We start from the raw sequence: 14301 nt of genomic DNA, 5'->3' as shown, positions 1-14301 counted from the left end.
CTCTCTACCCTCGATCCAAGCGATCGCCCGGTCGCGCCGGCATCTTGCCGACACGACCGGGACGACACCACTCAGAAGTTTGCCGTGAAGCCGATGGTGAACCGGCGTCCGATGGCGTCGTACGTCTCACGCTCATACAGGTAGAACGGCGGATCTTCGTCGAGCACGTTGTCCACCCCGGCGAAGAGGGTGAAGTTATCGACCACATCGTAATAGGCGCTGAGATCGAAGTAGTGCACCGCACCGGTTTCAGGCACGGCCAGCGCCGGGGCGTCCGCACCCGATGCCTTCGCACCGGCGATCCGCCCATCCTTGGCCGAACCGATGAAGCGATGGCGCAGCGAAAGCTGCAGCTTGTCCGCTTCCCAGGTCAGCCGCTGGGTGAAACGCCATTTCGGACTTGCCGTACCGCAGCTGCCACCACCGATGTAGCCGGCGCAGTTGACCGGGTTCACGATCGGGCTGCCCTGCGAGATGTTGTCGAGCAGATACGTGCCGGCAATGTAGTAGTTGAGCGACGAGGCGCCCAGATTGTGGCGGTAGTCCAGACGATAGTCGATCCCGCGCGCCTCCATCTTGGCGATGTTGGCATTGAGGAGCGGCACGTCATAGAGCTGGCCATCGGGCGTGCGGTTCTGCAGCGGGACGCAGAACACGTTGTCCAGCGACATGTCGGCGTTGCAGGCGGTGATCACCGACTGCAGGCCGCCGCCGAACGATCCGATCGCGTCCTGGATCTTGATGTTGTAGTAATCGACGGTGAGCTGAAGACCCGGGAGGAAGTCCGGCCGGATCACCGCACCGACCGACCACGTATCGGACGTTTCTTCCTGCAGATTCGGATTGCCGCCAGTGATTGCACGGATCTGCTGATTTTCCTGCTGGAAAACGTCGATGACGGCAGACGGCACGCCCAGCGCATTGACGCAGAAGTCACGCTCGGCAGTGGTGCGATCCGCATTCGCGTTGCAGAAATCGACCGCTTGCGGTGCCGTGTTGGTCGCACCCGAATAGAGCTCGACCACGTTCGGCGCGCGCACCGCGCGCTGATAAAGACCGCGGAACTTCAATCCGTCGAACGGTGAATACTCGCCGCCCAGCTTGTAGGACCAGACCGAACCGGCTGTCGAATAGTCGGAGAAGCGCACACCCCCTTCGAACGCCAGCAGCCGCACGCCGGGCATGTCGGCCAGGATCGGGACGTAGAGCTCCCCATACCCTTCGACCACATCGAACGAACCGGCAGTCGGGCTGAGCCCGGCAGAGCGCGAAAGCGCCTTGCCCATGACATAGAGCTGATCGGGATCGAACGCGGAGCTTTCCTTGCGATACTCCGTGCCGAGCGAGATGCCGACATCACCGGCCGGAAGCGTGAACAGCGATCCGGTAAGGCTGGCACCAACCTGCTTCTGCTTGATCGTCGTGATATTGGTGAGATCGGTGTAGATATAATCGATCATGTCCGGCGTCATGGAATAGAGGCCGAAGGGATCAAGCACGACGCAGTTCGCGTCATCGGTGGCGCACTTGTACGGGTCGTTCGGGTCCGTCAGGAAGCCATTGGCGAAGTTGTCGACCAGGACGCCGCCGCCCTGCACGTCGGTCACTTTCGTCTGGCCCTGGTTGAAGAAGACTTCCCACGACAGGCGATCGGTAAGGTCGCCCTTCAGACCGACCACGAAGCGCCAGAAATCACGCGTCTGATCGCTGGTGCGCGAACCGCCATCCAGCAAACGACGGTTGATGTTGACCGGGACCAGACTGTCGCCGTCGCCATCCATGTTGGCGCTGAGGAAATCGCGCAGCGTCGGATCGAGATAGGGGTTGCGCAAGTCGAGCTGGAAGCCCGGGATGAAGCCGGAGCTGCTCATCGGAACCGCACCCAGCGTCGAATTGATCTTGCTGTGGACGTAAGAGCCTTCCCAGAAAGCGGTGACGCCATCGGTAACGTCGTAGTGACCCAGGACCGAACCCTGCCAGCGTTCCATCGGCATCTGGAGATTGGTGTACGGGCGATCGTTGAACCCGTCGCTGGGCTGGTAGGCGCGCCAGCCTTCATCCGCGAAGAAGATACCCGCCGTGCCGATCGTGTTGCCGTAAGGGTCGGTCAGACCGACCAGCTGCGGCGAGAAGATCGTGCCCTGCGGGGTAACGCCATTGCCGGATTCGACCAGCACCGGCTTGCCGTCGACAACCGCGTCGGCGAGATAATCGAGCGCGTGGTCGCGCGCCACGCCCTTGACCTGGGCCCGGTCGTAGTAGCTGCCGTGAAACACGATATTGCCGCGGCCGTCAGCGAAGTTTCCGCCGACCGTCATATCGAGATTGTAGCGCGCGGCATCGCCTTCGTCGCTGATCCCGTAAGACCCGCCGATCTCAAGCCCTTCGAAGTCGTCCTTCATGACGAAGTTGACGACACCGGCCATCGCGTCGGAACCGTAAACGGCCGATGCACCGCCGGTCACCACCTCGACCCGGGCAACCAGGGACGGCGGGATCATGTTGAGGTCGACAACGCCATCCTGCGATGCGCCCACGACCCGGCGGCCGTTCTGCAGCACGAGCGTGCGAACGGTGCCCAGACCGCGCAGATTGACTGTCGCCGATCCGTTCCCGCTGTTGGACTGCGCGCCCGCGCCAGCCACCGCCTGCGGCAGCGCGTTGAGGAGCTGCTCGGTCTCGCTGGTGACCGCTAGCTTGATTTCCTCCCCGCCGATGACGTTGACCGGGCTGTTCGATTCGACGTCCGGCCGGGGAATGCGTGACCCCGTGACGATGATCGGCTCACCTTCCGCCGGCATTTCCTGCGCCGCCGCGGTGCTCACCACTGCCATCGACAGAAATAGCGCCGAAGTGCCCTTCAACGCAGCGCCAAGACCTGTAATCTGCTTAGTTCCCATTTCATACCTCCCTGAAGCTCTGATCGTCCACCTGCGGCGTTGGTGCCGGCCTTCCCGCCGATCATTCTTGTGAACATTTGCGTGATTTTCAGCATATTTTCCGGAACGCGTCAATTGCCTCTTGTCAGATTTTTGACATTCGCGTCGTTTCGATGACCGATGGTCGAACAACGATGGCACATCGGGGCGATCAATATGGCGATGAAATGCGCTTATGCTGCTGATAATAAATAACTTCTTGTCAACAGCTACTGAGCGGAGCGCATGCGAGCGCTTCGCGAAGCCAGTAGCGGTTGGTGGGCACTGAACGCTTACCAGCCACGCTTCTGCCCCCGGAATACTTGCTTGACCTACCTGTCCCGATTCCACATTGTGTCGAAAATCACGCGTTTTTTGTTTCAATATACAAGCGACCGAAGTCGGTTCGGCGCCTTTGGGAGGGGACAAGTCCATGCGAAAGTTCACTATGACAGCCGCAGCAGCTCTGCTGGCCGGTGCCGCCATTTCGACAGCCACCGGCGCAGCGGCGGAAACGGGGCAAGCGGCGGCTGAGCGATCTGCGGCCAACATCCCCAACGGCGATCGGGCTTATGAGGAACTGGTCGATCTCTTCACCGCATTCGACCAATGGCGCAAACCGGAAGCGATCGACGGCGTAGTCGATTACAGCCCAGCCACCGTCGCGAAGCGTAGGAAGCAGCTTCGCGCCTTTCAGGCGAAACTGCCGGACTTCGCGGTGGCGCAATGGGATCGCCATCGGCAGGTCGATTATCTGGCAATCCGGGCACAGATGGATCTGGCCGACTTCACCTTGAACGTCACGAAGCCCTGGGCTCGCGATCCAGGCATGTACGTCGATGATCTGCAGCGCCTGGCTTACACCGAGTTGCCGCTGCAGGGAGACGATCTGACAGCCTTTCGCGCCAGATTGCAGGCGATACCGGGCTATCTCGCGCAAGCGCAGATCAATCTCGATTCGGTAGCCGCGGACTATGCGGATCTCGCGATACACAGTTTGTCGCACGGTGATGGCGTCGGGCACGGCATGCCTTATCGCGCGGTGGAACCCGAAGGTGCGATCGGCTGGTATGCCGATCTCCATTCCCGCGCCGCCGCGCAGCAACCAGATCTGCTGTCCGATATCGAAGCCGCGCAGCAGGCAATCGCCGGGTTTCGCGACTGGCTGATTGCGTCCCGCCCGCAGATGACGGCCCCGGCCGGTGTCGGGCGAGAGGCGTACGACTGGTTTCTCACCAACGTGCGGCTGATGCCCTACGATTCGGACCAGATCGTGACGCTGGCAGAGCGCGAGCTGCAGCGCCATTGGGCGAATTATACGACGGAGCGCCATCGCAACCGCAATCTGCCCGAACTCGAACTTCCGCAGTCGGCCCAAGAGTACGAAGCTCAGCTCGCCGGAACCGACGCCAAGATTCGCGAATGGCTGGCGGACGAGGAGATCATCTCCATCCCCGATTACATTCCCGACAGCTATCAGGAAGTAGGATATAACGCGCCCTGGATAGTGCGCCCGGAAGGGCCGATGTTCTGGGAGCAGATCCAGTTCCGCGACGCCGCACCGGACCACCTGCACGCTACATTCCCCGGCCATCGCTTCGACGGCATGACCGCCAGGCGCGTATCGCACCCGGTCCGGCGCAACATAAGCGACAGCGGCCGTACCGAAGGATGGGGTTTCTATCTGGAGGAAACCGCCCTCCAGCTCGGCCTGTTCGACGATCGCCCGCGCACGCGCGAGCTGATCTATATCTTCGGCCTGTTCCGCGCCGCCCGAACGATCGGCGACGTGAAGATGCAGCGCAACGAGATGTCGGTGGAAGAAACGATGGCGTACTGGAAGGATTGGACGCCCTACCTCGACGACAACGTGGCGCGCGTCGACGCCGGCATCTACATTCGCCGCCCCCCGGGATACGGCATGACCTATACCATTGGCGCGATGCAGCTGCAGCAGCTTCTGGTCGATCGCAAACGCCAGCTGGGCGACGCGTTTTCGATCAAGGACTTCCACGATTACCTGATGGGAACCGGGCGGCTGCCGGTATCGCTGCTCCGTTACGACCTGACCGGATACGACGACGAAATCGAAAAGCTATGGCGCCACGTCCCTCTGTCGGACGTGCGACCCGCCCAGCGCTGACGCTGCACCGACGGGGGCCGTGCGAGAACGGCCCCCGCACACCGCAACGAGCAGGCAACGGCCCTGCGCCTCATCATTGCGCTCTGCCGATGTTTGAATCGATGGCGCACCCGACAGGATTCGAACCTGTGACCTCTGCCTTCGGAGGGCAGCGCCTATTTTCGGAAATGGCGCAAAACTGGGGATTCTGCTTTTCCGATTCGCGGAACAATGCGGGAATACAACGTGAATATCGGCTAATTTCACCGGAGTTTCACCGGAGAATGGGAGCATCAAAAAGCTCTAGTCCTAGCTTCTCCAGAGCCCTCTTACGCGTCCTCCAGTCGGGCATTTTCTCGGTAAGGTTAGCGGTGAAGGCCGGTCCATGATCGCCATATCCAACGTGCGCGAGCTCGTGAGCGACAACGTAATCGATCAGCGGTGGCGAGACCTGCACGAGTGATCGGTTGAGAATCAACGTATGGGTCGCCGAGATATAAGAACCCCAGCGCATCTTGATCGGCCTGATGAGAAGTTTGGGCTTTCGCTCTACCTCCTTGCGGAAAACGGGCAGGCATCTTTCGAGCGCGGCAGGCAAGTGCTGTCGAGCCTCCTTCATATACCATCTAACCAAGCGGTTGCGGATGCGATCGGCTTCGTTCGGTTGGATCGCGCCGACGATTATGCGCGACCCTTCGCGCACTACACCCACCCTGTCTGGATCCACCCGCAGCCGATATTGCTGGCCAAGATGAAGGAATGTCTCACCTGGCTTGAACTGCCTCGGAGTTGCCTCGACACTCCTAGTCGAGAACTCGGCCTGCTTGTCGAGTATCCAACCGGCCTTTTTTCGAACGCGACTTTCGATGTCGGCGAAATCCGCCTTGTCGGGTGCGCTGACCAAAACCGCTTGATCGGGCGAAACCGAGATACCCATGGTTTTTCGCTGCGAGCGACGCAGCTGGAAACGTATCAGTTCCCCACCAATCTCAATTGCGTGCTGTTCCATTGATCAGCGAGCCGCCTGCCGTTTCGCGATAGCGATGGCGGCGTCCATCAGGCTGTCGATCGCTTCGACAGACAAACCGTAAAGGCCTCGCGCGCCCTTGATGTGGTCAAACAGATAGTCGTCCATATCCTGCCGCATCGCGTTTTCAGCATTCGGGTCCGTCGTCCAGCCCACCCGCTTGTGACGCTCGATGATCGAAGCAAACTCGACGGCAATCTCTTCGGAAATCTTGGCAGACTGCTCGCCCGCCATCTCTTCAACCGAAGCCCGCGCTTGACCGTAGATGGCACTGCCCAACGGATCTCCGCGGAGCGATGCGGGCGTTTCCTCCGTTTTCGCCCGCGATCCTGCGAAGACCTGCTCCCGGATTTCGTGGGCCTTGGTCAGATAATCCTTCTCGCTCAGGCGACCCTCGCGAAAACCGTCGATGATGTCCTGCACCATCTTGGCGAACCGCCGATACATCGCCGGGTCCTCATCCATCCGTTCTGTGATCGAGCGCTGGGTGGCCGACGCAATCGCGTCGGCAACGCTGGCCGCCGTCCCCGTCTGCTCCTCGACAGTGCGCTTGAAATTCTCTTCGTCGAAGATGTCGACCGGCGGCACGATCGCCACCAGCTCCGTCGCGTCAATATGCTTGTCGAGCAGCGCCCGGATCGAAGCCTGATAGCGCTTGTAGTCGTAGTCCTCTTCGGCGTCGCCATAACGCAGGCGAACCGCGCGGCGCAGCGCCTCGAAGCGCTTCAGGTCCTGCTTGTAGTTTGCGATCACCCGGGGCTCCGTATTCTCTACGAACTGGTCGGAGCCGAAGGCCGTCTGGAGCGTGCGGGCAAAATCGGACAGCCGATCGTAGAAGCGCTTCCGGCGAAGCTCGTCGCGCAGGTGAAGCGCATAGGCTTCCGGATCGTAGTGATTGCCCACCCCCGTGAAGAGGTCGAGCAAGGCTGCGTGCTTGTCCGGCAAGGTGTCGACCTCCTCGCGGATCGACACCAGAGCCTGCGCCACGTCGCCCTCGTCGTATCCCTCGAACGCGCTGTAAGCAGTAAGCGCCTGATCAAGGTCCTCGAGTATGCCGACGTAATCGACGATACGGCCGTGCTCCTTGTCATAGAGCGCGTCGCCATCCTCGTCCTTCTCCTCGCTGGAGAACAGCCGATTAACCCGTGCGATTGCCTGCAGCAGCTTATGATCCCGCAGGTTCTTGGCAATGTAGAGCGTCTGGTTGCGCGGCGCATCGAAGCCGGTGAGCAGCTTGTCGACGACGATCAAAACATCCACCCCCACGCCACTCTTGAAGGCGCGGATTGTGTCTTCCTCGTATTTGGCCAAGGGCTGCTTCGCCTCGACCTTCTTGATGAAGGACTGAACGATATCGTCGTCATCGTCGCCGACGTCCTCGTGACCCTCACGGTCGTCGCTCTTCGAAATGATCACAGCGCTTTCGACGATGCCTATCTCCTCGAGCATCTTGTGCAACAGCACCGCCTCGCGCTTGAAGGGGGCGACGAGCTGCGCCTTGTAGGGCGTGCCCAACATCGTCCGCTCGAAATCCTCGCTCACGTCCTGGGCGACTTCGTTCAGCCACGGCTCCACGCCCTGAACGACCTGTGCGCGGGCGATGCGCTTCTTCAGGTCGGCCTTCTGACCGTCCGTCAGGTTGCGCGTCTTGCGCTCGAACCACTTGTCGAGGTTCGCCTGTTGCGCCTCCATCTCGACGTGGCGGCCTTCGTAGAGCAGCGGCACCACCGCCTTGTCCGCCACAGCCTGATCGATCTTGTAATCGTGGATCAGCCCACCGAAGCGGTCGAAGGTGCTCTTCTCGCGCTTCAGCAGCGGGGTGCCGGTGAAGCCGATATAGGCCGCACCGGGCAGCACCTTCCGCATTTGGCGATGGAGGCTGTCGATATCCTTGACCGTCTGGCTGCGGTGGCTTTCGTCGACCAGCACAAAAATGTCGGTATCGGGATCGGTGAAGCTGCCCGCCGAAGCCAGCCCCGCCTTGAATTTGTGGATCAGCGTCGTGATGACCGGCCGCTTGTCCTTCAGCATGCGGATCAGGTCGCTGCCCCGCGTTGCCTGCTGCGGTTGCTTGCCGGCGTTTCGGAAGGTCTGTGTAAGCTGACGGTCGAGATCGACACGGTCCGTTACCAACACGAAGCGCGCCTTGCCGAACTCGCGTTCGATCGCGCCGGCGAGCATCACCATGGTCAGCGATTTGCCCGAACCCTGCGTGTGCCAGATCACACCGCCCTTGCGGTGACCATCGTCGTCGTGTTGGCGGACCCGTTCGAGCGAACGGCGCACGCCAAAATACTGCTGATAGCGCGCGACCTTCTTCACGCCATTGTCGAATAGCGTGAAGCCGCGGACGATATCGAGCAGGCGGTCGGGGCGGCACAGGCTGATGAGCAAGCGGTCGAGCTGGTTGGGCAGCCGTCCGCCCGCGCCGGGATCCATCAGGCCGTCATGGGTCCGCCGATGTCGGTCAAAATCTATCCAGATCTTCGATGCTTCGTCGGGGTCAAGGCCGGCGTTTACGATCCGCTCAACCTGGCTGTCGGCGATTTCCTCCTCGCGCCAGAGCGACCAGAACTTCGATGGGGTGCCGCTAGTGGCGTAGCGCGGATCGCTGTCGTTGGCGGCGATCAGCATTTGCGAGACAGTGAAGAGGCGCGGGATTTCGTCAGGCGCCTGGTTGCGCAATTGCTGGCTGATGCCCTGCTGCGTTTCGATGGCGGAGCACTTCACCTCGATCACCACCAGCGGGATGCCGTTGACGAACAGCACGATATCGGGCCGCCGTGTATCCTCACGCCGCTCGCGGCGGACGGGAAACTCGGCAGTCATATGGAACAGGTTGTTCTCGGGATTGTCCCAGTCGATGAACTTGAGCTGCCGCCCGCGCTTTTCCCCATCGACCTCCACGTCGACGCTCTCGCCCAGCTTGAGCAGGTTCGTCACCCGCTCGTTGGCGGGCATCAGGCCGATGGCGCGATCGCTGGCCGCTTCCTTCAGTTTCTCGATCAGCTCGCGCGCCGCCTCGTCGGGCACGGCATGCGTCTTGCCCCGCTGGCGGATGCGGTTGATAGCCACCATGCGCTCGGCAAGCACGTCCTCAAGTATGACCTGCTCCAGCCGACCGCGTCGCTGCGCTTCTCCTTCAGCCCGGCTGACGTAGCGCCAGCCCAGCCGCGCCAGAGTCATGACGGCGGGGAGTTGCACGCCGCCTTCTTCGCTGGTGGAGAAGCGGGGCGATGTCATTTTTCCACCCCATCAAATTGTGTGCGGTCCTTCCGACCAATTGACCAATCTTGGTTCTCGCAGCCACGCCAATTACCCTTGAGCAGTCGCTGCAACAGACCGCTTTGTTGTTCTCGCAATTTCGTTACGGCTACTTCCGAAGCCTCAACCTCAAGTCGCGCAGTTTCAAGGACTGTCTGAATGTTCTCCTGTTGAAGAGGATCCGGAGATGGGATTTCGATTTCAGAGAAGTCATCCCAACGCAATCCGCCACGTCTATTAACCGACGCTGGAGTTCTACGTTCAAACTCCCGACGCATCCGTTCAGTCTTGAGAACGGAGATCAAAAACTTTGGGTCAATATCGGTGGCTCGGAATACCGTATACATTGGGCTCACGATGCCAGCCCGACCATGGTTGTTCAGGCCAATCGAACCCTCCTCTATATGGTTTGTTGCGTAAGCGAGCTCGAGTGGTCGAACAATTTTGTAATTCGCTCGATCTTCGCCATAGACTTGTTTGGAAAAATACTCGTCCGACAGCACAAGGCCGTCATGCTTCGTGCATGAAAAGACATCAAACCCTTCGAATTTTGCGCCTGCGCGCATCGATGTCTGTTCGGCGACTTCTCGGATTGGTCGCCGATGATCGATCTCAAAAATGAGACGATCTGTCAGCCAAGTTAATCGAGCCTTTTTTTCTGCCACGAGCTTCTCGGCGATGATGATTGCATCGTCCCAAGTGCGCAACGCCTCCACAATTTCGGCCTGCAAATCCTCTTCCGGGATCCAAATCGGGAGTGTTTCAAGAGCCTCCGTTATCAGGCGGCCAGTGCCGTGCCCGGCAGCTGTCACGAATGACTGTAATATATTCTGACGAGCAGCAACCGCATAAGCCAAGAAAGTTGGGTTAACCCCATTCCGAGCCCTCAACGCTTTAATATCTTGGTTGAAAGCGGCCCGGCAGGTCAAAATACCGGTAGGCACGCCTTTAAAAAGGGCCATCCCTCGGACCAGCACAAGGATCGCGCCCGGGTCTAGGCAGCGAGCACCCTGTTCTACCGCATGACTGGTGATGTGCTCTTGGCTGCCATTTAGCCGGAACTGCTTCATGTCTTTCCCGCTGACCCAAGGCACGTCACCGTCCCAAAATTTTTCATTGGAACGCGCCGGGGTTCCTCCGGAATAGAAGTCTACAAGGTCGCACAGTTCTCGGGTTTGGGGTTTAGTCATTGCCGCCCCCCTTCTTTCGCTGTGCGCCGATCTCTTTCACGGCCTGTGTCGCTTCGAGGAAATGCCGTTCGACAGCGCTCGGCGCTTCGATAGCGCGGGTGTGCCACTTGTCGTATTCGGCGTCGGCCTTCTTCTTGGCGAGCTTCGCCGAAATGCGTCCGGCGTTGGTCAGGATCTCGCGGTCGGACAGAGAGAGGAACTGGTCGAGCTTGGCGATCCAATCCTTCATATACATCGGCTTGCGGTTCTCCGCCTGCAGTTCGGCAAATTCGAGGTAGGCGGTGACGATGCGGTTGAGCGCCTTGATCTCGTCTTCCTCGAGATAGTTCTTCGCAACCCGCGCATCGTCCTTGCGCGGCAGGTTCCCCCGCGTTTCGCCCGCCCAGCTGGTAAGACCCATATGGTCTTTCTGCGCGTCGGCGCGCGCGTGGATGACTTCGGCTGCGGTGTGGCCGTGCGCCGCCCAGTGCATCTTGTTCTGCACCGTCTGGAAGAAGGTCTGGCTGGTCTCCGCCTTCGGGTCGTAATCCACACTTAGCGCGTAGATATCGAGCACCTTGCGGTAAAACACCTTCTCCGACGAACGGATGTCGCGGATGCGGGCGAGCAGCTCGTCGAAATAGTCGGCCTCAGGATCTTTCAACCGCTCGTCATCCATGACGAAGCCCTTGACCAGATACTCCGACAGAGCATCCGCCGCCCACCGCCGGAACTGCGCGCCCCGCGGGCTGCGCACCCGGAAGCCTACCGCCAGGATCATTGGCAGACTGTAGTGCGAGACGGTGCGCGTCACTTCGCGCTGGCCTTCGGTTTGAACTATTGAGTAATCCTCAATGGTTGCCTCGTCCTGCTCTCCGTCGTTTAGTATCCCCTTGATATGTTTGTTTACGTTGGACACCGTCGTCTGGAATAGTTCAGCCATTTCCGCCTGGCTGAGCCAGACATTGCCGTCCCGCGCCTGCAGCCTGATGACGGTTTCCCCGTCCTCGGTCTGATACTGGATCAGCTCTCCACTGGATTTCCGGTCTGCCATCAGAGGACGCCCAGCTCCTTGAGATAGCCGTTCATCTTCTTGCGCGTCTCGGCCAGCTTCTTTTCCAGCTCCTCGATCTCGGCTTGCACCGCTGCGATGTCGATTTCCTCTTCAGGTTCGAAGGTATCTACGTAGCGCGGAATGTTGAGGTTGTAGCCGTTCTCTGCGATTTGCTCGCGCGTGACCAAGCTGGCGTAGCGTTCGACATCCTCACGCGCGCGCCACGTATCGACGATCTTGTTCAGGTGATCCTTCGACAGCTCGTTCTGCTTCTTGCCTGGCACGAACTCGCGGCTGGCATCGATGAAGAAGACATCATCGGCATCCTCTCGCGCCCCGCCCTCTTCACGCGCGCGGTCGAAAATGACCATGCAGACCGGGATGCCGGTCGAGGGGAAAAGCTGTGCCGGGAGACCGACCACGCCATCGAGAAGGTTCTCCTCGATCAGCGCCTGTCTGATCTTGCCTTCAGCCCCGCCGCGGAACAGCACACCATGCGGAGCGATGACAGCCACGCGGCCTTCGCGCGGCTTGGCGCTCTCGACCATGTGGCTGATGAAGGCATAGTCCCCGCGGGACTTCGGCGGGACACCGCGATGATAGCGATTGAAGCGGTCATCGCCCGCGACCTCATGCCCCCACTTTTTCAAGGAGAAGGGCGGGTTGGCGATAACCCTGTCGAACCGCATCAGCGCATCGCCGTTCACGAACTTCGGATTGGTAAGCGTATCGCCCCATTCGATCCGTGCATTGTCGAGCCCGTGGAGGAACATGTTCATCCGGGCGAGCGCCTGGGTCTGGTTGGTCGCCTCCTGTCCGAAGACCTGAGCATCGGCTTCGCTGGCGTGGTCCTTGCCCTCAACGCCGGCGACATACTCAGCCGCGCGGACGAGCAAGGTGGACGATCCGCAAGCTGGATCGAGGATCTTGTTGCCGGGCTGCGGATCGGCCAGCCGCACCAGCAATTCCGAAACCTTGCGCGGCGTGAAGAACTCGCCGGCCTTCTTGCCCGCGTCGGATGCGAACCGGGAGATCAGGTAGATGTAGGTTTCGCCAATAACGTCCTCGGCATTGTCCTCACCACCGAAGCGCGAAGGCGAGAAATCGAGAGCGGGACGCGCAAAGTTGTCGAACAGGTCCTTTATCCGCCGATTACGGTCCGCCGTCTCACCAAGGTTGTTGCGGCTGTTGTAGTCTGTCTCGCTCAGCACGCCTTCCAGCTTCGCAATATTGGCCTGCTCGATGGCCTCAAGTGCAACATTGACCTGCTCGCCGATATTATCGGCGTTTCGGTTCGGATAGAGGTCGTGAAAGCTCGCGCCCTCCGGAATCTGAAACCGGAATCGGGAAAGACGGCGCGCAACGCGTTCGCTGTCTCCGTCATACTGCGCCTCCGCCGCCTTTCGCTCGTCGGCCCACAAGTCGCTCAGAAACTTCCAGAACAGGAATACCAGGATGTAGTCCTTGTAGGCGGCAGGATCGATCGTCCCGCGGAACGTATCGCAGGCATCCCATGCCGCCTTGTTGACATCCGATTGCTTAACTGCGGTCACGACTAATCCTCTCGTCCTGCGCCACCTTGAAACTGCGCGGCGGCTTGGGTCATCATTTCTTCGAATACGAGTTCTCTGCGAGCGGTGATGTAACGCTCGAGTTTCATTGCCTGTCGGCCTGCCACTGCTGCACGGACGAACAGGTCGGCCGACTGCGGGGTGAAATGCGGAACCTGAAATTTCCGGAGTGCTGGCAGCGGGAGCCTGAACGCATGACTACCAACTCGATGCACTGCCAGCAGGTGCTGGGTGCTCTCGAGATTGAACCAGAACGACAGCGCAAGTGCAGCCATATGGTCCGGCTGATGCAACCTGATCACGGCTACATCGAGCGAGGCATGGACGGGGCGTCCCTCAAACCTATCATCCTTGAAGACCGACGAGCCGTTCCGCTTGCCGCGGAGAGAGATGAGGATGTCGAAATCCTTCAGACGCGCATCCTCACCTGCAAAACCCACTTCACCCAGCCCTGCAGGGATCAGCACGTTGGTACCGACGTCGCCTACCATGACTGCAAACGCGCCCCCGCCAGAGCGATCGACTGCGACGCCACTGCTGACGCGCGAGATCGAATCAAGGCTAAAATTTTTTCTCATGGATCGTCGATCTAGATGATCGGTGACTGAAGTCAATGGATTTGCGATCCAGCAATTTTTCTATTTGAATTGATCCCGTCTTGCGTAGTGGCACGCGGTTTGCCGCCCTCGCCGCTGACCCAAGCGCTGGCCTACTTCGCTCGGACACTCGAAGCCGCCCTACAAGGAGCACCCGGCGCCTTAGTCGGCGCACTTGCTTCGACGGCCGCCCGGCGACGGTTCGCGCAACGCCAGAAGCCCGCCTCTAAGCGAATTAACCTCTTGCCGCTCGATCAGCTGTAAGGTGCCGACGCCCACACCAGCCACCTGACCGGAGGGTGTCCTGCTTGCTATACATCGGCCGGAATATACGTGTCCAAAGACCCGATGCTCTCGCATAGTTTTCGGGAATCCTAGCAGACCAACCGCCTCACCCCAATTCGAGGGCTGGCAAGGGCTGGCGGCCCTAATTCTTTTAGGCGCAATAGGGCATAAAGGTCCGGCTGGCGCCTAAGACCTGTATGCTTGCGCAAATCAAGGGAAGCCGAAGCGATAGTAAATTGCGAACAGCTCTCATTTGCGTATGTGAAAGTGTAAGAATACATTTCCGCATACGCAA

Annotated in this window: 8 protein-coding genes; 1 reads left to right on the top strand and 7 read right to left on the bottom strand. The window is 59.9% G+C overall.

What is annotated here, in order from left to right:
• Positions 1-71 precede the first annotated feature (71 nt).
• Positions 72-2900, bottom strand: coding sequence for a TonB-dependent receptor plug domain-containing protein (locus AM2010_RS12125; protein WP_160325577.1), 2829 nt, complete (start codon positions 2898-2900; stop codon positions 72-74).
• Between the two features lie 451 nt (positions 2901-3351).
• On the opposite strand from AM2010_RS12125, the gene AM2010_RS12120 reads away from it, so the two are divergent.
• The gene (locus AM2010_RS12120; protein WP_082133005.1) at positions 3352-5061 is read left to right on the top strand and encodes a DUF885 family protein; all 1710 of its coding nucleotides are present in this window, start codon (positions 3352-3354) and stop codon (positions 5059-5061) included.
• Positions 5062-5314: 253 nt separating this feature from the next.
• Here AM2010_RS12120 and AM2010_RS12115 read toward each other — a convergent pair whose 3' ends face one another.
• Genes AM2010_RS12115 through AM2010_RS12090 form a run of 6 tightly spaced genes read right to left on the bottom strand, consistent with a single transcriptional unit; the run spans position 5315 to position 13703 of the window.
• The gene (locus AM2010_RS12115) at positions 5315-6049 is read right to left on the bottom strand and encodes a M48 family metallopeptidase (RefSeq protein WP_047807286.1); all 735 of its coding nucleotides are present in this window, start codon (positions 6047-6049) and stop codon (positions 5315-5317) included.
• Positions 6050-6052: 3 nt separating this feature from the next.
• Positions 6053-9310: a type I restriction endonuclease subunit R gene (locus AM2010_RS12110; protein WP_047807285.1), complete on the bottom strand. Its 3258-nt coding sequence runs from the start codon at positions 9308-9310 to the stop codon at positions 6053-6055.
• Positions 9307-10521 carry a restriction endonuclease subunit S gene (locus tag AM2010_RS13825; RefSeq protein WP_082132913.1) on the bottom strand — a complete coding sequence of 405 codons (1215 nt, stop codon included), beginning with the start codon at positions 10519-10521 and terminating at the stop codon, positions 9307-9309. The genes AM2010_RS12110 and AM2010_RS13825 overlap by 4 nt, the downstream gene beginning before the upstream one ends.
• Positions 10514-11554 (bottom strand): virulence RhuM family protein, encoded by a 1041-nt coding sequence (locus tag AM2010_RS12100; RefSeq protein ID WP_047807284.1) that lies wholly within the window; start codon positions 11552-11554, stop codon positions 10514-10516. Before AM2010_RS12100 ends, AM2010_RS13825 begins: the two co-directional genes overlap by 8 nt.
• A complete protein-coding gene (locus AM2010_RS12095) occupies positions 11554-13107 on the bottom strand; it encodes a type I restriction-modification system subunit M (protein WP_047807283.1) in 1554 nt (517 codons plus the stop codon). The genes AM2010_RS12100 and AM2010_RS12095 overlap by 1 nt, the downstream gene beginning before the upstream one ends.
• Before the next feature lie 2 nt (positions 13108-13109).
• A complete protein-coding gene (locus AM2010_RS12090; RefSeq protein ID WP_047807282.1) occupies positions 13110-13703 on the bottom strand; it encodes a hypothetical protein in 594 nt (197 codons plus the stop codon).
• Positions 13704-14301 lie beyond the last annotated feature (598 nt).

The sequence above is a fragment of the Pelagerythrobacter marensis genome (assembly GCF_001028625.1).
GTDB classification, from domain to species: Bacteria; Pseudomonadota; Alphaproteobacteria; order Sphingomonadales; family Sphingomonadaceae; genus Pelagerythrobacter; species Pelagerythrobacter marensis.
This window is presented reverse-complemented; position numbering and strand designations above follow the sequence as displayed.

Bases quoted from the DNA above. Each gene is read 5' to 3' on its own strand.
- AM2010_RS12125 (WP_160325577.1), bottom strand. From the start codon at position 2,900: ATGGGAACTAAGCAGATTACAGGTCTTGGCGCTGCGTTGAAGGGCACT.
- AM2010_RS12120 (WP_082133005.1), top strand. From the start codon at position 3,352: ATGCGAAAGTTCACTATGACAGCCGCAGCAGCTCTGCTGGCCGGTGCC.
- AM2010_RS12115 (WP_047807286.1), bottom strand. From the start codon at position 6,049: ATGGAACAGCACGCAATTGAGATTGGTGGGGAACTGATACGTTTCCAG.
- AM2010_RS12110 (WP_047807285.1), bottom strand. From the start codon at position 9,310: ATGACATCGCCCCGCTTCTCCACCAGCGAAGAAGGCGGCGTGCAACTC.
- AM2010_RS13825 (WP_082132913.1), bottom strand. From the start codon at position 10,521: ATGACTAAACCCCAAACCCGAGAACTGTGCGACCTTGTAGACTTCTAT.
- AM2010_RS12100 (WP_047807284.1), bottom strand. From the start codon at position 11,554: ATGGCAGACCGGAAATCCAGTGGAGAGCTGATCCAGTATCAGACCGAG.
- AM2010_RS12090 (WP_047807282.1), bottom strand. From the start codon at position 13,703: ATGAGAAAAAATTTTAGCCTTGATTCGATCTCGCGCGTCAGCAGTGGC.